The organism is Pseudomonas moraviensis subsp. stanleyae, assembly GCF_036283065.1.
In the GTDB taxonomy this organism is placed as follows: domain Bacteria; phylum Pseudomonadota; class Gammaproteobacteria; order Pseudomonadales; family Pseudomonadaceae; genus Aquipseudomonas; species Aquipseudomonas stanleyae.
Genome location: NZ_JAADJI010000005.1, coordinates 176,528 through 197,587 on the forward strand (window position 1 = coordinate 176,528; position 21,060 = coordinate 197,587).

The 21,060-nt window shown below is 60.8% G+C and carries 15 protein-coding genes; 3 read left to right on the forward strand and 12 right to left on the reverse strand.

Features of this window, described 5'->3' with window-relative positions; translation table 11 throughout:
- Positions 1–27: 27 nt before the first annotated feature.
- The 7 genes from GXB78_RS10555 to GXB78_RS10585 form a co-directional block, all read right to left on the reverse strand.
- The gene (locus tag GXB78_RS10555; protein ID WP_408005123.1) at positions 28–789 is read right to left on the reverse strand and encodes a TenA family transcriptional regulator; all 762 of its coding nucleotides are present in this window, start codon (positions 787–789) and stop codon (positions 28–30) included.
- Positions 790–868: 79 nt separating this feature from the next.
- Complete coding sequence (locus GXB78_RS10560) at positions 869–3,328, reverse strand: EAL domain-containing protein (protein WP_329515344.1); 2,460 nt, start codon at positions 3,326–3,328, stop codon at positions 869–871.
- A gap of 137 nt (positions 3,329–3,465) precedes the next feature.
- Positions 3,466–5,283: an ABC transporter ATP-binding protein gene (locus GXB78_RS10565; protein WP_329515345.1), complete on the reverse strand. Its 1,818-nt coding sequence runs from the start codon at positions 5,281–5,283 to the stop codon at positions 3,466–3,468.
- Positions 5,276–5,878, reverse strand: coding sequence for a DsbA family protein (locus GXB78_RS10570; protein WP_329515497.1), 603 nt, complete (start codon positions 5,876–5,878; stop codon positions 5,276–5,278). Before GXB78_RS10570 ends, GXB78_RS10565 begins: the two co-directional genes overlap by 8 nt.
- Before the next feature lie 35 nt (positions 5,879–5,913).
- Positions 5,914–6,855: an oxygen-dependent tRNA uridine(34) hydroxylase TrhO gene (gene trhO, locus GXB78_RS10575; RefSeq protein ID WP_329515346.1), complete on the reverse strand. Its 942-nt coding sequence runs from the start codon at positions 6,853–6,855 to the stop codon at positions 5,914–5,916.
- Between the two features lie 186 nt (positions 6,856–7,041).
- Positions 7,042–7,341, reverse strand: coding sequence for a BolA family protein (locus GXB78_RS10580; protein ID WP_329515347.1), 300 nt, complete (start codon positions 7,339–7,341; stop codon positions 7,042–7,044).
- A 12-nt stretch (positions 7,342–7,353) separates the two neighbouring features.
- The gene (locus tag GXB78_RS10585; protein ID WP_016770936.1) at positions 7,354–7,869 is read right to left on the reverse strand and encodes a DUF2059 domain-containing protein; all 516 of its coding nucleotides are present in this window, start codon (positions 7,867–7,869) and stop codon (positions 7,354–7,356) included.
- Between the two features lie 191 nt (positions 7,870–8,060).
- Here GXB78_RS10585 and GXB78_RS10590 point away from each other — a divergent pair, with 191 nt between their 5' ends.
- Positions 8,061–9,455, forward strand: a complete 1,395-nt coding sequence (locus GXB78_RS10590) for a class II fumarate hydratase (RefSeq protein WP_101156376.1) — start codon at positions 8,061–8,063, stop codon at positions 9,453–9,455.
- A 109-nt stretch (positions 9,456–9,564) separates the two neighbouring features.
- Here the strand turns inward: GXB78_RS10590 and GXB78_RS10595 are convergent, their stop codons facing one another.
- Both GXB78_RS10595 and GXB78_RS10600 read right to left on the reverse strand, forming a co-directional pair.
- Positions 9,565–10,524 carry a DMT family transporter gene (locus tag GXB78_RS10595; RefSeq protein WP_329515348.1) on the reverse strand — a complete coding sequence of 320 codons (960 nt, stop codon included), beginning with the start codon at positions 10,522–10,524 and terminating at the stop codon, positions 9,565–9,567.
- Between the two features lie 31 nt (positions 10,525–10,555).
- Positions 10,556–10,690: a hypothetical protein gene (locus GXB78_RS10600; protein ID WP_329515349.1), complete on the reverse strand. Its 135-nt coding sequence runs from the start codon at positions 10,688–10,690 to the stop codon at positions 10,556–10,558.
- A 43-nt stretch (positions 10,691–10,733) separates the two neighbouring features.
- Between GXB78_RS10600 and GXB78_RS10605 the strand changes: the two genes are divergently transcribed.
- Positions 10,734–10,928 (forward strand): DUF6316 family protein, encoded by a 195-nt coding sequence (locus GXB78_RS10605; RefSeq protein WP_329515350.1) that lies wholly within the window; start codon positions 10,734–10,736, stop codon positions 10,926–10,928.
- A gap of 139 nt (positions 10,929–11,067) precedes the next feature.
- Here the strand turns inward: GXB78_RS10605 and GXB78_RS10610 are convergent, their stop codons facing one another.
- Together GXB78_RS10610 and pap are read right to left on the reverse strand one after the other, a co-directional pair.
- On the reverse strand, positions 11,068–12,252 hold the full coding sequence (locus tag GXB78_RS10610) for a thiolase family protein (protein ID WP_329515351.1): 1,185 nt from the start codon (positions 12,250–12,252) through the stop codon (positions 11,068–11,070).
- Between the two features lie 103 nt (positions 12,253–12,355).
- Positions 12,356–13,870, reverse strand: coding sequence for a polyphosphate:AMP phosphotransferase (pap, locus tag GXB78_RS10615; RefSeq protein ID WP_329515352.1), 1,515 nt, complete (start codon positions 13,868–13,870; stop codon positions 12,356–12,358).
- A gap of 347 nt (positions 13,871–14,217) precedes the next feature.
- Between pap and mnmC the strand changes: the two genes are divergently transcribed.
- Positions 14,218–16,197: a bifunctional tRNA (5-methylaminomethyl-2-thiouridine)(34)-methyltransferase MnmD/FAD-dependent 5-carboxymethylaminomethyl-2-thiouridine(34) oxidoreductase MnmC gene (gene mnmC, locus GXB78_RS10620; RefSeq protein ID WP_329515353.1), complete on the forward strand. Its 1,980-nt coding sequence runs from the start codon at positions 14,218–14,220 to the stop codon at positions 16,195–16,197.
- A 3-nt stretch (positions 16,198–16,200) separates the two neighbouring features.
- Here mnmC and GXB78_RS10625 read toward each other — a convergent pair whose 3' ends face one another.
- On the reverse strand, positions 16,201–21,027 hold the full coding sequence (locus tag GXB78_RS10625; RefSeq protein ID WP_329515354.1) for an NEL-type E3 ubiquitin ligase domain-containing protein: 4,827 nt from the start codon (positions 21,025–21,027) through the stop codon (positions 16,201–16,203).
- Between the last annotated feature and the right edge of the window lie 33 nt (positions 21,028–21,060).

Here is a 21,060-nt window from a genome sequence, read left to right on the forward strand (position 1 = left end):
CGAGCAGGCTCGCTCCCACAGTTTCAATCAGCTCTCGGTTACGGTCCTGCGCTCGCGATTGACCAGCATCCGCTCCGACGTCTCAAGCTGCATGCACCGTTCGAGGAACAGGTACATGTAGTCGTAGCTCTTGCAGATCGCCTGCCGGAGCTCGGCCTGCAAAGCCTTGCTCGGGTTCAGGCCGGCCAGGGTGCAGATGATCTCCAGCGCTTCCCACGGGTGGGCATCGTCGTACTGGGCGTGCATCTTCAACCACTTCATCGCGCGCTTGCGGTCCTCTTCCGGGAACGCCGCCGCGTAGACCCCGGTCGAGCAGACCACCGCTGACCACTCCCCGGTCGCGCCCTCGATCGCATAATTGGTCGCCGCAATCGCCACGATCAGCGAATCCGCCGAGCTGGTGTGCCAGCACCAGTGACTCAGGGCGTGCAGCTCCGGCGGCACTTGCTGCGCCTGGAGATCTTCGAGGCTGACGCCGTGGGCGCGACTCCAGTGCATCCAGTAGTCGGCATGATTGAGTTCGACGCGAATGTTGCGCATCAGCCAGCGCCGCGCCATGTCTTCACCGGGATGGCGAGCGAAGCGGGTCTTGGTGAGGTTCTGCGCCATGTACAAGGCAAACTGCTCGACCACCGGCCAGCCGCCGATCAGGTACTGGCGCATGGTTTTCGCGCTGAGTTTGTTGTCACGCATGCGCTGATAAAGTTCATGTTCGACAACCCGGCGCTTGCTCTCGCTGCAATCCTTGAGGAGCTGTTGTGCCCAGGCAGGATAACTTGCAGCTTCCATGAGGGGTCCGGTTCGGTTGAATGTGTCGATCACTGTTCGGCTCCTTTTGAGTTGTGATGGCAAGGATCGGCGAGAGACTTCAACGGAACGTGCCAGGCGCTTTGAACAACAACGGCTGCGGCCTGGCAGGGCGACTTTGCAAACTGTCACAGGTAAACAACTGCGGACGCTCGATGACATAACCCTGAGCGTAATCCACACCTATTTCAAGCAATGCCTGTTCGATCTGGTTAGTTTCAACAAACTCGGCAATTGTCTGCTTACCCATAACATGGCCGATGTGATTGATCACCTCGACCATTGCCCGATTAATCGGGTCGTCCAGCATATCCTTGACGAAACTCCCGTCGATCTTCAGGAAGTCTACAGGCAAATGTTTCAAGTAAGCGAATGAAGACATTCCGGCACAAAAGTCATCTAAGGAAAAGTGACAACCTAAGCCTTTGAGTTCATTGATAAAACGAATTGCACTGCCCAGATTTGCAATTGCACTGGTTTCAGTAATTTCAAAACAAATCATTTCAGGCGGTATTGCGTAGTTAACAAACTGTTCGCGCAGGAAGTGCAAAAACGCGTCATCTCCGATAGTAATGCCTGACAGATTAATCGCACACATCGCTAAAGGAAGTTCATGTTCCTGTTCAATACACTGAGCAATAACCTTGAAAACGTTCTGCACTACCCAGCGATCTAACTGGGTCATCAAACCGTACCGTTCCGCCGCGGGGATAAAGCTGTCAGGCAAAATCATCCGCCCGGATTCGTCATGCAAACGCAGGAGGATCTCGATGTGCCCGGCCTGGCCGGGTTGCGGTTTGAGCGGCGCGATTTGCTGGGCATACAGGCAGAAGCGGTTTTCTTCCAGCGCCATGTGCAGCCGTTGCACCCAGGCCATTTCACCGAAGCGCATGGACAGTTCGGAATCGTCTGCATGATAGACCTGCACACGGTTGCGGCCCTTTTCCTTGGCCATGTAGCAGGCCATGTCCGCCGCCCGCAGCGACGCTTCGAGCGTGGCTGGATTGTGCGCCACATGCACCAGGCCGATGCTGATGGTGGTCAGGAACGGCCGCCCTTTCCAGACAAAATGCAGGTTCTGCACGGTCTGGCGCAGGCTCTCGGCAATCTTCTCCGCCACCTCCGGCGGGCAGTTTTCCAGCAGGATGCCGAACTCGTCGCCGCCCAGCCGCGCCAGCGTGTCGCCCTCGCGCAGGCCCGATTGCAGCAGCGTGCAGATATGCCGCAGCAATTCATCGCCCGCCGCATGGCCGCAGGTGTCGTTGACCAGTTTGAACTGGTCCAGATCGAGGAACATCAGCGCATGCCGCCCGGACTGGCGCGTCAGCTTGTGCAAGGCCTGTTCGAGGCGATATTCGAATTCGCGGCGGTTGGCCAGCCCGGTCAGCGCATCGTGGGTGGCCTGCCAGGACAGATTGGCGATGTACTGCCGCTCCTGAGTCATGTCGTGCAGCACCAGCACCGTGCCACTGACGTTGCCGGCATTGCGGATCGGCGCGCCGACCAGGGTCACCGACAGGGTGCTGCCATCCAGACGCTGGATCAGCTTGGAGTGTTCGCTGCCGCCGCTGAGCTGGCCGCTGAGAATGTGCTCGATCAACGTCAGCCCTTCGGTCTGGGCGTTTTCGTCAAGCAGGTTGAACAGCGCCGATAACGGCAGGCCCGCCGCCTGTTCGGCCTTCCAGTGGGTCATGGCCTCGGCGGCCGGGTTCATGTAATCGATCGCGCCGTTGACGTCGGTGGTGATCACGCCATCGCCAATCGATTGCAAGGTGATGTGCGCGCGATCCTTCTCCAGTTGCAGCGCCTGGGCAAACTCATGTCGCTGCCTGAGCAGTTTGTGCGTGCGCCACAGCGCCAGCACGATCAGCCCCAGCGCGGTGGCCAGGTTGGTGAACAGCAGCAAGCGCATGATCACCCGCGAGCCTTCGCCCAAGGCATCGCTGAAGGCCTTCGCCGCTGGCGTCACGGCATCGTTGATGGCGAATATCTGCACTTTCCAGCGCTGCACATCGCCAGGGCTGGCCTGGTTGCGGGAAATGTCTTGATGCATCTCTTGGGCAACTTCGTGCAATCGGTCGAGATAGGCGTCGCCGATGGTCCAGCGATCAATGGCGGTTTCGAGATAACTGAAGTGGCGAAAATTCAGGTACAGCCAGATAAGGCTGGAGACGTCGTCGGGATGATTGCCGCCCTTGAGAATGCCTTCGCGCGCCGCTTGCAGGTCCGGCGGCTGACGATCCAGCGCCAGGCGCAATTCGTGGCCGCCCTGGGGCACGGCGATGGCCGTCAGGTATTTGCGATAGATCGCCTCGTCACGGCTGTCGGCGTAGAGGTTCAGGTAATAGATGGCATCTTTCTGGCCCTTGGACCACAGGCTTTCGCCGGCCACGTAGCCACGCACGGCCGAGAGCACGTAAAGGCTCACGCCCCCGAGTAATGCCTGGAACACCACGACAGCAATAAAGGGCCAGACGATACCCAACAACCGTGGTGTTCCCAGAGTCTGCTTTTGCTTCATGAGATTCCTTGCATGAGCACTGCCCGCTCGCCTTCCGGGCGAATTCGCTATGACGAGACTAGGTGGGGTTCTCGTTCAAGGCAAGGCGCGGCTTTACACCGCGCGCAGAACGTCTGACAGGCCGGCGAGGGTTTCGATCAGTGCTGTTGCAAGTTGCCGTAGAGCTTGGCGTACAGACCGCCGTCGGCGATCAGTTGGCGATGGTCGCCGTCCTCGGCGATCTGCCCGCCGTCGAACACCAGCACGCGGTCCGCCTGTTTCACCGCCGACAGGCGATGGGCAATGATCAGCGTGGTGCGGCCATGAAGAAATTTCGCCATCGCCTGGTGCAGGTTGTACTCGGTGGCGGCATCGAGGGCCGAGGTGGCCTCGTCGAGAATCACCACTTTCGGCTCGGCGAGAATCATCCGCGCGATCGCCAGACGCTGGCGCTGGCCGCCGGACAAACGTACGCCGGAGCGACCGACGATGCTGTCGAGGCCATCGGGCAGCGCGCGGATGGTCGAGGCCATTTGCGCAATTTCCAGAGCCTGCCAGCAGGCTTCGTCGCTGCGAATCCGGCCCATGGTCAGGTTGGCGCGCACGCTGTCGTTGAACAGTGCCGGATGCTGCAGCACCACCGCGACGTTCTCGCGCACCGTCTCCAGACCGATTTCCTGCTGGGTCGACCCGCCGAAGCGGATGGTCCCCGCCGCTGGCGTGTACAGGCCCAACAGCAGCTGCACCAAGGTACTCTTGCCGCCGCCGCTGGCGCCGACAATCGCAACTTTCTCGCCGGGCAGGATCGACAGGTTCATCTGCTCCAGCACCAGTTCATCGCCATAACCGAAGCTCAGTCCTTGCACCTCGATGCCAACAGTGTCGCGGCCCTTGAACGGATCGACGCCGCCGGGATACTGCGGCTCGTCGGCGCGCGCCAGCAGTTCATTGATCCGCGCCAGTGCGCCGCCCGCTGCGTAGTAGGCGTATTGCAGATTGAGCAGCTGTTCGACCGGGCCGATCATGAACCACAGGTAACTGAATACCGCGAGCATCTGGCCGATCGACAGGTCGGAAAACAGCACGGTGAGCATCGCTGCTGCGCGGAAGATGTCGATGCCGAACTGGAACAGCAAACCACTGGCGCGATTCGAGGCGTCGGTTTTCCACTGCGAGTTGACCGCGTAGTTGCGCACTTCCTGCGCACGCAACCCGAGGCGCCCGAGGAAATAGCCCTGGCGGTTGCCGGCGCGTACTTCCTGGATCGCGTCGAGGGTTTCACTCAGCGCCTGGGTGAAGCGCGAAGTGCTGTCGTTCTCCAGCTTTTTCAGATGTTTGACGCGTTTGCCCAACTGCACCGTGGCGTAGATCACCAGCGGGTTGAACAACAGAATCAACAGCGCCAGTTTCCAGTGCATCCACATCAGAATGCTGGCGGTGCCGACCAGCGTCAGCATGGCGACGAGGAAGCGGCTGAGGGTTTCGCCGACGAATTTGTCGAGGGTATCCAGATCGGTGACCAGATGCGTGGTCACCGTGCCGCTGCCGAGGCTTTCGTATTCGCCGAGGGAGATACGCTTGAGCCGTTCGATCAGGCGCACGCGGATGCGGTAGACGATGTCCTTGGCCAGCCGCGCGAACAGCCGCGATTGCAACACGCCAAAACACAGGGCGCAGCAACGCAAGGTCAGGGTCACCACCAGCATCAGGCCGATATAGCCCGCCGCCTGCTGCCACATGCTCGGCAGAAAATGGTTCATGACTTTCAGCGCGGCATCGCCGTGGCCGAGCAGGACTTCATCGACCAGCAATGGCAGCAGCAACGGAATCGGCACGCTGCACAGCGTCGCCAGCACGGCCACGCCATTGGCGATCCACAGGGATTTCTTGTGATGCAATGCCAGACGCCGGACTTCGGCCCAGCTCAGCCGGTCGACACGCTCTACGGCTGGCGTGTCAGCGGCGCGGTCAGACACAGGCCGCGCGCTCCAGCCAGCGGCCGAGCAACGGCGACAGCTCGCTGAGCGGTTGATAGCCGTTGGTCAGCAGCGCCAGTTGACCGTTGCGCTCGGCCAGCAGGGTCGGGAATCCGGCGATGCCCAGATCCTGCACCCAGGTGAAATCGGCCTGAGTCGCCTTGTGCTGCTCGGCATGATCGAACAACGCGGCGAATTCGATGCGCGGCACACCGGCCTGCTCCGCCAGTTCGACCAGCACGCTGGCCTGGGTGACATCGCGTCCTTCGGCGTAAAACGCCTGCTGGATCAGCCCGACCAGTGTCCACGCGCAATCCGGCGCCAGACTGCGCGCGGTGACAATAGCGCGACAGGCAGGCTCGGTGTCGTAGACAAATCCGTCGGGCAGCGCGCCGTCGAACTTGAACGGCTGGCCGGTGGCTTCGCTGACCGCTTGCCAGTGTTCAAGAATGTAGCGGCGCGTGGTCGGCTCCAGCGCCGAACCGCTGCCGGTGCGCAAACCACCGACCACCAGATGCAGCTCGACCCCGGCTGCCTGCGCCTGCTCGACCAGTGCCTTGGCCACCGGAGCAAAGCCCCAGCACCACGAGCACATCGGATCCATCACATAGAGCAGGCGCGCAGACATGGTTAAGCCTCGGTGGATGCTTGCTTATAGTTGTAGCCGATCGGGTGCGGCTGGTTGCGCGCCTTGGCCAGTTCGATCTGCTTTTGCCGATCGATGGCGCTGCGCCGGGTCTTCTCGCTGAGCTTGTCCCAGCAATGCGGGCAACTGATGCCGGCGACGTAGTGCTCGGAGGCGCGATCCTCAACGCTGACCGGTGTGCGGCAGGCATGACATTGATCGTAGTCGCCTTCCGTCAGGTCGTGACGCACGGTCACGCGGTTGTCGAAGACGAAGCAGTCGCCGCGCCACTTGGTTTCTTCCTGCGGCACCTCTTCGAGGTATTTGAGGATGCCGCCCTTGAGGTGGTAGACCTCTTCGAAGCCTTCGCCGAGCATGTAGCTCGAGGCTTTTTCGCAGCGAATGCCGCCGGTGCAGAACATCGCGACCTTCTTGTGCACGGCCGGGTCGAAGTGTTCTTTGATGTAGTCGGGAAACTCGCGAAAACTGGTGGTTTTCGGATCGATGGCGCCTTCGAAGGTGCCGATCGATACTTCGTAATCGTTGCGCGTGTCGATCAGCAGCACTTCCGGGTCGCTGATCAGCGCATTCCAGTCCTGCGGCTCGACGTAGGTGCCGACCTTCTTGTTCGGGTCAACGCCTTCGACGCCGAGGGTGACGATCTCTTTCTTCAGCTTGACCTTGGTGCGGTAGAACGGCTGCTCGTCGCAGTACGATTCCTTGTGGTCGATGTCGACCATGCGTGGATCGTTTTTGAGCCAGGCGAGCAGACCGTCGATGCCTTCGCGGCTGCCGGAAACCGTGCCGTTGATGCCTTCGTTGGCGATCAGCAGGGTGCCTTTGATGCCGTTGTCGACCATCGCTTGCAGCAGTGGCTCGCGCAGGTCAACGTAGTCTTCGAGGGTGACGAACTTATACAGTGCCGCCACGACAATCGGTTGTGTCATGGGTATTTCTCCAGGTGGCTACCCTCGCAAAGGGTGAACCGGATTCAAAAAAAACGCGCCGGCTAAGCGGCGCGTCGGGATTGTAGCAGAGGAGCAGCTGCAAGCTGCAAGCTGCAAGCTTCAAGCTTCAAGCGGCAAGCAGTACGTCGCCGCTTTTGATTCTGCTTGCAGCTTGCCGCTTGAAGCTCATCGCTGCTTTCCTCCTGCACAGGTCGGCGACGCCGGGGCGCCGTCGATCTCTGCCCATTCCTGCGGGGTGTAGGTATGCAGCGCCAACGCATGGAACTCGCCCATCAGCTCGCCGAGCGTGCCGTAGACTTTCTGGTGGCGCTTGACCCGGTTCAGGCCTTCGAACTGCGCGCTGACCACCACAGCCTTGTAGTGGGTCTGTAACCCACGGCTGTGCATGTGGCTTTCGTCCAGCACTTGCAGGTGCTCAGGCTGTAACAGGGCCAGCGTCGATTCGATGCGTTGTTGCATGGTCATCACGAACTCCGCTTACTTCTTCTTGGCTGGCGCCGCTGCCGGGGTCAGCTCTTTGGTCATGTCGTCAAGCAGCTTGTTGACCACCGGCACTGCGCTTTCCAGTTTGCCCTGGGTCATCTGCGCCGACTGCTGGGTCAGCTGCGGCATTTTTTCCAGGACTTTCTTGCCCAGTGGCGACTGGTAGAAGGCAACCAGATCCTTCAGCTCGGATTCGCTGAAGTTGCTGGTGTAGAGCTTGACCATGTCAGGCTTGAGCTTGTTCCAGCCGATCGCCTGGTCCAGCGCGGCGTTGGCCTTGGCCTGGTAGGTTTCGAGAACGGCTTTCTTCGATTCAGGGGCTTTGGTCTGTTCAAAGCGCTGGGCGAACATTTGCTGCACTTGCATGTACACCGGGGTGCCCAGCTTGTCAGCGTGAGCCAGCGTCAGGAAAGCTTCGGCACTGGCGTTGTGGCTGGCGGTATCGGCAAGCACCTGGCCGCTGGCGCAAACCAGTGCAACCGCGGTACAGATGGCGCGAAGACGAGTCATCGAGTTTCCTTTAAGCAAAGCGAGGTCGAACCCCAAGGGCGACCATTCTGCGCCTAACAATCGCTGTGGCTCAACCCCCGACCCTTGCCGCGCTTGATTGCCGGGGTTTTGCGGTCAACAATCGAGCCGATGGAACCACCCGGGCCGACGCCGGCCTAAACTGCGCCAACAGACCAACAGGAGTGTGCATGATGAGCCGTATCGAAACCGACAGCCTGGGCCAGATCGAAGTCCCGGACGACGCCTACTGGGGTGCTCAGACGCAACGCTCGCTGATCAACTTCGCCATTGGTCAGGAACGCATGCCGCTACCGGTGTTGCACGCTCTGGCGCTGATCAAGAAAGCCGCCGCGCGGGTCAACGACCGCAACGGCGATCTGCCCGCCGACATCGCCCGGCTGATCGAACAGGCCGCCGATGAAGTCCTCGCCGGCGAGCACGACGAGCAGTTCCCGCTGGTGGTCTGGCAGACCGGCAGCGGCACCCAGAGCAACATGAACGTCAACGAAGTGATCGCCGGTCGCGCCAACGAACTGGCCGGCAACCCGCGCGGCGGCAAGTCGCCGGTGCACCCTAACGACCACGTCAACCGCTCGCAGAGCTCCAACGACTGCTTCCCCACCGCCATGAGCATTGCCACCGCCAAAGCGGTGCAGGAACAACTGCTGCCGGCGATTGCCGAGTTGTCCGGCGGCCTCGCTGAACTGGCGGCGCGCCATATGAAGCTGGTGAAGACCGGGCGCACGCACATGATGGACGCAACGCCGATCACCTTCGGTCAGGAACTGTCCGGCTTCATCGCGCAACTGGATTACGCCGAACGCGCGATTCGTGCCGCGCTGCCGGCGGTTTGCGAACTGGCTCAGGGCGGCACCGCGGTCGGCACTGGTTTGAACTCGCCACACGGTTTCGGTGAGGCGATTGCCGCCGAACTCGCTGCGCTGTCCGGATTGCCGTTCGTCACCGCACCGAACAAATTTGCCGCGCTGGCCGGCCATGAGCCGCTGGTGACGTTGTCCGGTGCGCTGAAAACCCTCGCCGTGGCGTTGATGAAGATCGCCAACGACCTGCGTCTGCTGGGCTCAGGTCCGCGCGCAGGTTTCGCTGAGGTGAAACTGCCGGCGAACGAACCGGGCAGCTCGATCATGCCCGGCAAGGTCAACCCGACGCAGTGCGAAGCGCTGTCGATGCTCGCCTGTCAGGTGCTTGGCAACGACGTGGCGATCGGCTTTGCCGCGAGCCAGGGGCATTTGCAGTTGAACGTGTTCAAACCGGTGATCATCCACAATCTGCTGCAATCGATCCGTTTGCTCGGCGATGGCTGCAGCAACTTCCAGCAGCACTGCATCGCCGGGCTCGAACCGGATGCCGAGGCCATGGCCCAACATCTGGAACGCGGACTGATGCTGGTGACCGCGCTGAACCCGCACATCGGTTACGACAAGTCGGCGGAGATCGCCAAGAAAGCCTACAGCGAAGGGCTGACCTTGCGTGAGGCGGCGTTGCAACTGGGTTATCTGACCGATGAAGAGTTCGATGCGTGGGTGCGCCCGGAGAACATGATTGAGGCCGGCGCCAAGGGCTGAGTCATGTAGCGCCTGAAAGTCCGTCTTCGCGAGCAGGCTCGCTCCCACAGGAAAAATTGCATTCCAAAGTGGGAGCGAGCCTGCCCGCGAATACAGGCACCGCCAATCTTCAGCCAGGCACAACTCTGGCCCGCCGCGCCCTGAGCCCGGCAATCAACGACGGCCCCAACGCCACCAGCGCCGAACCCAGCACCACCAGCACCGCCCCACCATAGCCCAGCGCATTGATCTGCTCGGCATGCACATACTCGGGCCAGATCCGCGCTGCAATCGCCACCGCCGCAAACGTCACCAACGGCGTGATCGCCAGCGTCGCACTGACCCGCGAGGCTTCCCAATGCGCCAGCGCTTCGGCGAACGCGCCGTAAGCGATCAATGTGTTCATGCAGCAGGCCAGCAACAGCCAGCCCTGCAACGGGCTCAGATTCAGCGCTTCGAGCGGATGCACCCACGGCGTCAGCAACAGCGCGCAGAACAGGTAGATCACCATCATCACCTGCAACGAATTCCACACCGTCAGCAATTGCTTCTGGCCCAGCGCATAAAAGGTCCAGACCGTCGACGCCAGCAGCACCAACAGCACGCCAGCGGTGTAATCGGACAGCGAAGTCAGCAGCTCGGCCAGGCGCTGATTGAAGAACAGACCAAAACCGATCAGCAGCACCAGCAAGCCGATGCCCTGGCCGATGCTGAAGCGTTCCTTGAACACGAACAGACTGGCGATCAGCAGCATGATCGGGCCCATTTGCACCACCAGTTGCGCGGTGCCGGGACTGAGCAGATTGAGGCCCATCAGGTACAGCACGTAGTTGCCGACCAGCCCCAGCACCGCCATCAGCACCAGCCAGCCGCCCTTCGGCCCGAGCACTTTGCGACTCGGCAGGCGTTTGACCGAGGCCAGATAAATGAACAGGCAGCCGCCGGACACCAACAGGCGAAACCAGGTCACCGTGACCGGGTCCATCACCCGCAAAACCTGTTTAAGCTTGATCGGCAGGATGCCCCACAGAAACGCGGTCAGCAGCGCCAGGAACAGTCCGTACACCCAGCGCCCCGATGAAATGTGCATGCGAACCCCAAAAGCCTGCTGACAAGAACACTCATTCTAGGCGCCCGACCGCGCACAACACAGGGACAGTTGCCGGCAGGCCGCGAATGAAACTGTGCAGGTCGCAGCAGTAAACCGCCGCGCCGCCGTTGATCGGCCGGGCAGGCGCGCCAAGTGCTTCAGGCATAAGCTGATTGCAGACTTTCAACGCATTGATCAGGGAGACCGACATGTACGCCATGCGCGCCGAGGACAGCGCCCCCGCCACCCGTTTTCGCAGCGACCGCGTGTGCCGGGTCAATGGCGAACTGTATTTCAGCACCCGGGAAAATACCCTTGAGGGGCCGTTTGACAGTCCCGAGAAAGCAGAGCAGGAAATAAAGGCTTACATCGCGCGTATGCAGCTTCTGGATTCCGACCGGTAGACCCGGTTGATCCCTTCGCGAGCAGGCTCGCTCCCACACTGGATCTCTGGTGTACACAAAATCAGTGTTCACTGAAGATCTACTGTGGGAGCGAGCCTGCTCGCGAAGAGGCCAGAACAGACAACTAATAACTTGAGGATCAGCGCACCGCCTCAAACAACCCCGTCGCCCCCATCCCGCCACCCACACACATGGTGACGATGCCGTAACGCAGATGGCGCCGCTGCAATTCCCGAATCAAATGCCCAACCTGGCGCGAGCCGGTCATGCCGAATGGGTGGCCGATGGAAATCGAGCCGCCATTGACGTTGTACTTGTCGTTGTCGATCTCCAGCCGGTCGCGGCTGTACAGGCACTGCGAAGCAAACGCCTCGTTCAACTCCCACAAATCGATATCCGCCACTTGCAGGCCCTTGGCCTTGAGCAGTTTCGGCACCGAGAACACCGGGCCGATGCCCATTTCATCCGGTTCGCAACCGGCCACGGTGAAGCCACGGAAAAACGCTTTGGGTTTGAGCCCCAGCTCCAGGGCTTTGTCCAGACTCATCACCAGCGTCATCGAGGCACCGTCGGACAGCTGTGATGAATTGCCGGCGGTCACTGAGCCGTCATCGGCAAATACCGGTTTCAGTCCGGCAAGGCTTTCGTAAGTGGTGTCCGGACGGTTGCAGTCGTCGCGCTCGACCACGCCGTCGACAATCTGCACCTCACCGCTGTTCTTGTCCTCGACGCGGTATTTCACCGCCATCGGCACGATTTCATCGGCGAACAAACCAGCAGCCTGCGCCTGCGCCGTACGCATCTGGCTTTGCAGCGCATAGCGATCCTGCGCCTCGCGGCTGACGCCGTAACGCCGGGCGACCACTTCGGCGGTCTGGCCCATGGTGTAGTAGATGCCGGGGGTCTGTTGCTTGAGCAGCGGATTGATCAGGTGATCGGTGTTGACGCTTTTCAGGGTCAGGCTGATCGACTCGACGCCGCCGGCGACGATGATCTCGCTGCAACCGGAGGCGATCTGGTTGGCGGCAATCGCAATCGCCTGCAAACCCGACGAGCAGAAACGGTTGAGGGTCATGCCGGCGGTGCCGGTGCCCAGACGCGAGAGCACCGCGACGTTGCGGCCGATGTTGTAGCCCTGCGCGCCTTCGTTGGAGCCGGCGCCGACGATGCAATCCTCGACGCTGGCCGGGTCGATATCGTTGCGGGTCAGCAGCGCATTGACGCAATGGGCCGCCATGTCATCGGGGCGGGTCTGGTTGAACTTGCCGCGAAAGGATTTGGCCAGGCCGGTCCGCACGCTGTCGACGATCACCACTTCACGCATGGCATACCTCATTGTTGTTGTCGGTTGAGAGTGGACCTGAGCATAAGTCCACCTTCTTGCCGACCGCGAGGATCATTCACCCGGCGTATGCGCATCCATCGTCTCAGTCCTTGTGCTTCCGGGCCTTCTTGTCGGATTTCTCGAAGGCATCTTCCAGCGCACGGTTGATGGTGCGCAGGACTTTCACCCGTGCCCAGCGCTTGTCGTTGGCCTCGACCAGGGTCCACGGCGCGATCTCGGTGCTGGTGCGATCGACCATGTCGCCGACCGCCGATCGATAGGCATCCCACTTTTCCCGATTGCGCCAGTCGTCTTCGGTGATTTTGAAACGCTTGAAGGAAATCTCTTCACGCTCCTGAAAGCGCTCCATCTGCGTGTCCTTGTCGATGGCCAGCCAGAACTTGACGACGATGACCCCGGCGTCGGTCAACTGCTCCTCGAAATCATTGATCTCGCCATAGGCGCGCAACCAGTCGGCCTGGGTGCAGAAGCCTTCGACGCGCTCGACCAACACCCGCCCGTACCACGAGCGGTCGAACACGGTGAATTTGCCCCGCGCCGGAATGTGTCGCCAGAACCGCCACAGGTAGGGTTGCGCACGCTCTTCTTCGGTCGGCGCGGCGATCGGCACGATGCTGTACTGACGCGGGTCGAGCGCCGCTGCCACACGGCGGATCGCCCCGCCCTTGCCCGCCGCATCGTTACCCTCGAACACCGCGATCAGCGCATGGCGACGCATGCGTTTGTCGCGCATCAGCCCGGACAGGCGCGCTTGCTCGCTGATCAGTTGTTCTTCGTAGTCTTTCTTGTCCAGACGCTGCGTCAGGTCGAGGCTGTCGAGCAGGTTCAACTGATCGACCGGCGCCCCCAACGGCGCGGCACTGACTTCGTGGGGATTGACCTCGGCACGCTTGAGCGCACTTTGCAGGCCTTCAAGGAGAATCTTGCCCACTGCCAGGCTGCGGTAATTGGCATCGGCACCTTCGATGACATGCCACGGCGCGTAATCGCGGCTGGTGCGGCGCAACACACGCTCACCGTATTTGACGAACTTGTCGTAGGTCTGCGATTGCTGCCAGTCCAGCGGACTGATGCGCCAGCTGTGCAGCGGGTCGTCGGCCAGTGATTTGAGCCGCGCTTTCATCTGCTTCTTGGACAGGTGAAACCAGAACTTGAAGATCAGCGCACCTTCATCGCAGAGCATCTTTTCCAGACGCTCGGCGCCGGCAATGGCCTGATCCAGACGGGGATCCTTGAACAACCCATGGACCCTGCCCTGGAGCATCTGGCTGTACCAGTTGCCGAAGAAAATCCCCATCCGCCCCTTGGCCGGCAGCATCCGCCAGTAGCGCCACGCCGGTGGCCGCGCGAGTTCTTCATCGGTTTGCTGGTCGAAGGTGCGCACTTCGATCAGGCGCGGGTCCATCCATTCGTTGAGCAGTTTGACCGTCTCGCCCTTGCCCGCCCCTTCGATGCCGTTGATCAGGATGATCACCGGAAAGCGCTTCTGCTGCTGCAACTCGAACTGCGCTTCCAGCAAGGCTTCACGCAGCGCAGGGACCGCCGCCTCATAAGTGTCTTTGTCGATGGCGTGACCGATTTCAGCGGATTCAAACATGGGACGGCTCCTTCCAGGGTTCAGCAAGACTAGCGGATTGGGCACGGGCGAGGCGCAGAAATTCCCCGATTTTCAGGGCTCTGCAATCTTGTGGCGAGGGAGCTTGCTCCCGCTGGGCCGCGTAGCAGCCCCAAAACCAGCGCCCGCGGTCTGTCTGAAAAACAGTGCTCACAGGTTTTTACGACTGCTGCGCAGCCGAGCGGGAGCAAGCTTCCTCGCCACAAAAACGATCAATTCAAATAGCAAAGCCTCCATTGTCCTTGAATGGCCCAAGCGCGCCTTGCGCTGGATCAGGCAGCCCCCTCGTGATCGGCTAGAATGGCCGCCTTGTGTTTGCCGAGCCTGCCATGAAAGCCGAAATGCCCCACGCCCTACTCGACTGGGACGACCACGGACGCCCACGTTCGCGGGTGTTCGATGACGTGTATTTTTCCGACCAGTCGGGGCTGGAGGAAACCCGTTACGTGTTCCTCGAACAGAACCGTCTGGCCGAGCGTTTCGCTGCGCTGCCGGCCGATGGACGCCTGGTGATTGGCGAAACCGGCTTCGGCACCGGGTTGAATTTTCTCTGTGCCTGGCAGCTGTTCGAGCAACACGCAGTGGCGGGCGCGCGCCTGCATTTTGTCAGCGTCGAGAAGTATCCGCTGGCGCCTGCGGACCTGCACCGAGCGTTGGCGTTGTGGCCGGAGCTCAAGCCGTTGGCCGATCAGTTACTCAAGCACTACGTAGCGATTCATCCAGGCTTTCAGCGCATCACCCTGGCCGGAGGTCGGGTGACGCTGACCTTGCTGATCGGCGAGGCACTGGAACAACTGCCGCAACTCGATGCGCAGATCGACGCGTGGTTTCTCGACGGTTTCGCCCCGGCGAAAAACCCCGACATGTGGACCGCTGAACTGTTCGTCGAACTGGCGCGTCTGGCCGCGCCGGGCTCGACCATCAGCACTTTCACCAGCACCGGTTGGGTGCGACGCTTGCTCAATGCTGCCGGGTTCAAGATGAAACGCACGCCGGGCATTGGCCACAAATGGGAAATCCTGCGTGGCGAATTCCTCGGCTGGCCCGCCGAGGTGGCGGCGCCAGTGCCGGCCAAACCCTGGTTCGCCCGCCCTGCTCCACTTACCGGCGAACGCCGGGCGCTGGTGATCGGCGCCGGTCTGGCCGGCTGTGCAACGGCGTCGAGCCTGGCGGCACGTGGCTGGCAGGTGAGTCTGCTCGAGCGTCATGCTGAGGTGGCGCAAGAAGCCTCGGGCAACCCGCAAGGGGTGCTCTATCTGAAGCTGTCCGCCCATGGCACCGCGTTGTCGCAGTTGATTGTCAGCGGCTTCGGTTACACCCGGCGCCTGCTGGAAAGCCTGCAACGCGGCACTGATTGGGACGACTGCGGCGTGCTGCAATTGGCGTTCAATGCCAAGGAAGCCGAACGTCATGGGCAACTGGCGGCGGCGTTTCCCGAAGATCTTCTGCAATGGCTGGAACAGCCTGAAGCCCAGGCGCGTGCCGGTGTCGGCGTGGCCCATGGCGGTCTGTTCTACCCCGAGGGCGGCTGGGTGCATCCGCCGGCGCTGTGTCAGGCCCAGGCGATGCACGCCAATATTGAATTGCTCAATCATCAGGAAGCTTTGCAACTGCGCAAAGTCGCAGACCAGTGGCAAGCCTTCGACGGCGAACGCCTGCTCGCCAGCGCGCCGGTAGTGATCCTGGCCGGCGCCGCGGAAATCCAACGCTTTGCCCAGAGTGCCGACCTGCCGCTCAAGCGTATTCGCGGGCAGATCACGCGCCTGGCTGAAACCGCAGAAAGCCATGCCTTGGCCACGGTGGTGTGCGCCGAAGGCTACGTTGCCCCGGCGCGTCTGGGCGAGCACACGCTGGGTGCAAGTTTCGACTTCAACAACGACGATCTGACGCCAACGATTGCCGAGCACGAAGGCAATCTGGCGATGCTCGAAGAAATTTCCAGCGATCTGCTGACACGTCTGAAGATCAGCGAGCAGCCGCTTGAGAACCTTGAGGGTCGCGCCGCTTTCCGCTGCACCAGTCCCGACTATCTGCCGATCGTCGGCCCGCTCGCCGATCGCGCAGCCTTCGCCAACACCTACGCGGCGTTGAGCAAGGACGCCCGGCAAGTGCCGGACGTCGCCTGCCCGTGGCTCGAGGGTCTGTACGTCAACAGCGGCCACGGTTCTCGCGGGCTGATCACCGCGCCGCTGTCCGGCGAACTGCTCGCCGCGTGGCTGGACAACGAGCCGCTACCGTTACCACGCAGCGTGGCGCAAGCCTGTCATCCCAATCGTTTCGCCTTGCGGCAGTTGATTCGCGGCAAGTAATTGTCATGCCTCCGGCATCGCACAGATGCCCAGATCCGCCAAGCGTAACGCGTCTTCCGTCAGACTCTTGTACAGAACCTCTTCAGCCTGTTCCTTTTCGACCCGGAGGGCCGCACCCTGGCTTGCGTAGTCGGCAGATGACAGGCTTTCACTCTTCTCATCCAGAGCGGTCATCCGTGGTGCGTAGACTGCATCGATTGCCGCAAATTTTCGTGTAAACGTGCGCTGCAGATAGTCGCGCCAGAAAGTTCGCTCCTGCATGTATTGCAGCCATTGCGGGGAAAGTTCGGCAGTCATGACGCGATTCCTGGCGACCTCAAGATCAGCGGCCGTCACGCCACTCTGGGCATCGAACAGCATATTTTCCGGTTGACCGCGCAGCCCCAGCTCATCGGTCAGACCGATGCGATAAGCAAGATTCATTTCCAGTGCATCGACCTTCGGCGCCCGGCGCGAATGCTCCAGGGCAATTTCTTCCAGCTTGTCCAGCCTGAACAGACTGCGGCCCAGTTCCAGCAGAGCCTTGCCAGTGACCTTGCGGCCGCTTGCCGCGCTGGTCACCCGCTCGACTTCTACTGCGACTTCAAGGCGACTGAAAACAAGCGCCGCGTGATCGGAGCAATGAAGCGGATCGGCCGCAATGTCGAGCAGTTGACGACCCAGCGGCTCGTCAGCTTCCGCCGCCTTCAACACCGCCCAGACGCGTCGCTGCATGTCAGCGCTGCCCTTTTTCCCGTCTGCGGTATCGCCCAGTTGCGCCAACAAAGTGAACAACCCATCGGCCGTCCGATCGCTGCGCAATGCCGCCCAGATGCGCAACTGCTCTGCCCACTCTTCGCCACTGGCCTTGGTCAACCAGAGCGAGCGCGCCTGTTGCTCGTTCATCCGGGCGATGTCATTCGGGACGTAGTCCATACCGATGCCGAAATTATCGCGATAGTTTTCCAGATGCGTTTTGGTCGTTTCGGAAAAGGGATTCAGTCCCAGCTTGAGTGCGCCTGTGAAATGTCGTGATTTCTGGAACAACCAGTCCGGCAGCTCTGTGATTTTGTTGGCGCTCAGATCCATCAGTTCAATGTGGGCAGAATGTTCAAGGCCTTCTGGCAGTTCGGTGATGCCGGTATCGTTCAGCGTCAAGCGACGCAGTTGCGACATTCGGCTGAAATCAGGGGTGGCACCCAACGGATTCTTGTCCAGATTCAGGTAGCGCAGGGTGCTCAGGCTGTTCAGCTTCGCCAGGGTCTGCTCAGTGAGCTTGAGCTGATTGTTTGCCAGGCTCAGCCGTTGCAGACGCGGCATGTGCGACAACATTTCAGGCAGCCGGGTGATCGCGTTGCTGCCCAGTTCCAGCGAATCGAGCTGTTTGAAAGACTTGAGGAAGTACGCAACATCATCACCCAGCGCCATGTTCCGCATCGACAATTGCTCTACATGGTCGAAGCTCACCGCCGGCGGCAAAGTCGGCACCTTACCGATGCGCATGCCGTCAAGGTTGAGGGTACAGAGGCTTTTTCCCTCTTCGTTCGTGGCCCAATGAAAGCGTCGAAATCCTTCTTCGATCAACTCGGCGGCGATTTTCCGACTGTGCCGCGCTTCTGCCAGTTCGCCACCCATGGCTTTCAGGGCCGCGGCATCTTCGCTCCACACAAACAGGACGTCACGCAGGGTCTGCAGATCCTGACGCAGGGCTTTGACCCGGGTCGCACGGCTCAAGGGATCATCGCCCAGTTCATCGAGCAATTGACTGAGCTGCGGCTCGCTCAGACGCGGATAAAGCCTGCGGGCTTTGCGCAAAAGCTTGCTTGAATGGCCTGCCACGGGGACCTGATCACCTTGCACACAGGCCGGCTCGACAGCCAGTGGTTCAGTGCTGCCGCCGAGCAATGTCCGCGCAGTGACCTCGCGTTCGTCGAGTGCAATATTGAGCAGCTTTTTGCGTAACTGTTGCGTACTGACCTGGCCAGTATCGGCAAACCCCAGTGCTGTGCGCTGACGTTGCGGCAATGCCTTGAGGATGGACACGTATAAAGCGTCGGGGCCGGATGCCACCTTGCCCAAGGATTTTTTGTCGCCGCCAAACGCCTCGTAGCCCTGCGTGGATTTCACCAGATAGCCGGTATTTTCCGAGGTCGCCGACGCATCGCCGATGTCTTCGAGTATCGGTCCGGTCAAGGCCTTGTCGCGTATTTGCAGACGAAGCTGCGCGTTCCAGCCGCTCAGGCGCGGCAGTAATTTCATGACCAGCCTGTCGGTGTCGGCATTGGCCAGCCACGAGCAGTGCAACCCGCTCAGCGCCCGGTCAAGCCGCACCTCGGCAACACCGGCCCGCGTCCGCTGCCCCAGCCGCAAGGGCGCGCTCCCGGTCGAGCGCAAGTGCAGGCGCTCGACACTCGAAGCGCGGTCGATCAGCCTTTGACCATGGCGCGCCGGAACGTCGGCGAAGACCTGGCGCAATTTGCCCAGATCCTGCGCGTCACTGTGGTCATAGCGCTTGTACATCCGCTCGAAGGCCGCGCGATAATCCGACCTGAGCGCAGCACCCAGTTTTTTCGCCAGCGCAGGTGCTTGCGTGGTTTTCGCGACTTTGCCGCCGAGCAAGGCATCGACTTCATCCTCGTAGAGGCCATCGATGACGGTTTGCAGCAAGCGCCCAAGTGCCAACTGGCCTTGGGTGACCGGCACTCCCAGGGTTTCGTCGAGCGTGCTGTTTGCTGGATAAGTGGTCTCGACATCTCCTTCATGACCGATGACCTCAATGTATCGGTCAGTCGGCCAGCCCGGCAGTTGCGCCAAAGCATGCATCTGTTCTTCCAGAGGTTGCTCGGAGTGGACGTCGCCGTTTTCCAGTTCCGTGGTCAACTCACGCAGCTGGCGCCCGATGCGCACACGCTCGACGGTATCGCGCAGGCGTACCGGCAGGCTCAGATTGTCGTTGAAGGTCTCCAGCAAGGTCTGCTGCGAGGTGTTGCTCAGCCGGCGAAGGATGTCCAGATCGCTGTCGGCAAACTCGCTCAACTGCGGATCGATGCGCTTGAGCGTGTAGGCGCTGCTGCCCCATTCTTCGGACTCTTCAGCGGGTAACCGCCAGCCGCCCTCGACGTGGCGGATCAGTTCCGGAGCATAGGCTTGTGCCCGTGCAGGGTGTTCCAGGCGCCAGTGCCGGGTGTCGATATCAAAGTTGCCAGCCAACAGGCGGTGCTCGAGGCGGCCGATGGTCTTGTTGCCAATCTGGTAGAACTCCTTCGAGCCGGCATCGATGGTGAATCCGGCCGGCAGAGCATGCTCATACGGGCTCAAATCAGGCTTCCACAGGCGTGGTTTGCCGGCCCGACCGAGAATCGCGGTGAACTGCGCGAAGAACTCCGGATGCGCGCGCAGCAGTTTTTTGCCCAGTGTTCCCAGCGCCTTCTGACCGCCGGCAAAAACGCCCATCAATGCGATGTTCTCGACCACACTGAGCAGATGTGACAGCGCCTCCTGATGATCACCGCGGCGCCAGTCCTCGACCCCGTCATACACTTCACCGAGCAATTGCCCGACCGCGACGCCCATCATCAATTGCCCCAGGACCGGCACGAACAGCCCCGCCACCGACGCCACGGTCACCCCGCGCTGAATGAAATCCAACAGACGTTTGTGTCGCATCTCTTCATCGATATCAGCGGTTGGCACCGCCAGCTTGCGCGCGTCGATCTGCAACTTGCCGACATGGCTTTGCACCATGAAATCGAAAAGCGCCACATTGATCGGCCATTGTTCGACGACGCCCAGATCGGGTTTTTCAGCCAATGCCTTGAAGAAGTCCGCCTTGTCATCTTCATCCAGGCTGCCGGCGAAATACCCCTGATATTCCGTGCTTTTGAGTTGTTGCGCGAGGTAGCGCTTGAACGCGTTGAAACTCGGGTACTCATACACAGCACGCTCGGGCTCGCCGGGCATATACACCATGCATCCATCCTCAGGGTGTTGTTCCACGGAGCGTTTGGAAAATACGACGACGCCCCAAACGCAGCTGTCGAGGATTCTGATGCCCTGCATGATCATCGGGTCTTTGCCGTAGCGCAGGTTTTGCGCCGAAGCGACGCCCTCGGCCAGCATCAGATCCTGCAGCATGCGCAAACCTGCCGCGGTGATATCGCCCTTGAGCTCCGCAAGATGAGCGTCCAGCTCCAGCAGCGATTGCTTCAATGCGGCGATATCACGGGTCATGGCACTGGTGGCCACGACTTTGCCGCTGTCATCACGCAGACCGAACACCTGCTGCAGATGCTCCTGGTATTTCTTGCCCAGATCCAGCTTGCGGCAAAACGCTGCGAACGCTGCCGGCGTCAGATCTTTCACGCCAGCGGGCACACTTTTGACGCGCACCAGACTGCCGGCGGGGAAACCGTCGGCCTGCTCCTCGTCTTCGGTGAAATTCTGCATGGCCGCTTGCAACAGGGTTTGCGTCGCATGTTTGACCAAGTCGATATCGGCCTGATCCGTCGCCTTCCCATCGCAGCCGCAATCGACGCCCGGCAGACTGAGCACATCCTCGCCCACGTCATAGGACGCTGGCCATTTTTCGTTCAGCGCGGCGTTGAGTTCGCTGATGCAGAAGCCGTGCAAGGGTTTGAGCCGGGTCAGATACTTGTCGACTCTGACTTGCAGGGTGTGCAATTCACGATTGATTTCGTCCAGCTTGTTCAGCGTGGCCGCAGAAGCCGTGAGCAGATACGCCGGCAAGCTTTTTTCCAGGCTTTCAGCGGTATCGAGATCACCGGTAGCGTCGTACAAGGTGCTCAGGACCGAGGCCTGAGTCTGCGGATTGGTCTTGTCTTGGCTGGGCATGGCAATAGTCCTTTATTGCGAGTTTGAACGCCG

Bases quoted from the DNA above. Each gene is read 5' to 3' on its own strand.
- GXB78_RS10555 (WP_408005123.1), bottom strand. From the start codon at position 789: ATGGAAGCTGCAAGTTATCCTGCCTGGGCACAACAGCTCCTCAAGGAT.
- GXB78_RS10560 (WP_329515344.1), bottom strand. From the start codon at position 3,328: ATGAAGCAAAAGCAGACTCTGGGAACACCACGGTTGTTGGGTATCGTC.
- GXB78_RS10570 (WP_329515497.1), bottom strand. From the start codon at position 5,878: ATGTGCTCGTGGTGCTGGGGCTTTGCTCCGGTGGCCAAGGCACTGGTC.
- trhO (WP_329515346.1), bottom strand. From the start codon at position 6,855: ATGACACAACCGATTGTCGTGGCGGCACTGTATAAGTTCGTCACCCTC.
- GXB78_RS10580 (WP_329515347.1), bottom strand. From the start codon at position 7,341: ATGACCATGCAACAACGCATCGAATCGACGCTGGCCCTGTTACAGCCT.
- GXB78_RS10585 (WP_016770936.1), bottom strand. From the start codon at position 7,869: ATGACTCGTCTTCGCGCCATCTGTACCGCGGTTGCACTGGTTTGCGCC.
- GXB78_RS10590 (WP_101156376.1), top strand. From the start codon at position 8,061: ATGAGCCGTATCGAAACCGACAGCCTGGGCCAGATCGAAGTCCCGGAC.
- GXB78_RS10595 (WP_329515348.1), bottom strand. From the start codon at position 10,524: ATGCACATTTCATCGGGGCGCTGGGTGTACGGACTGTTCCTGGCGCTG.
- GXB78_RS10600 (WP_329515349.1), bottom strand. From the start codon at position 10,690: ATGCCTGAAGCACTTGGCGCGCCTGCCCGGCCGATCAACGGCGGCGCG.
- GXB78_RS10605 (WP_329515350.1), top strand. From the start codon at position 10,734: ATGTACGCCATGCGCGCCGAGGACAGCGCCCCCGCCACCCGTTTTCGC.
- GXB78_RS10610 (WP_329515351.1), bottom strand. From the start codon at position 12,252: ATGCGTGAAGTGGTGATCGTCGACAGCGTGCGGACCGGCCTGGCCAAA.
- pap (WP_329515352.1), bottom strand. From the start codon at position 13,870: ATGTTTGAATCCGCTGAAATCGGTCACGCCATCGACAAAGACACTTAT.
- mnmC (WP_329515353.1), top strand. From the start codon at position 14,218: ATGAAAGCCGAAATGCCCCACGCCCTACTCGACTGGGACGACCACGGA.
- GXB78_RS10625 (WP_329515354.1), bottom strand. From the start codon at position 21,027: ATGCCCAGCCAAGACAAGACCAATCCGCAGACTCAGGCCTCGGTCCTG.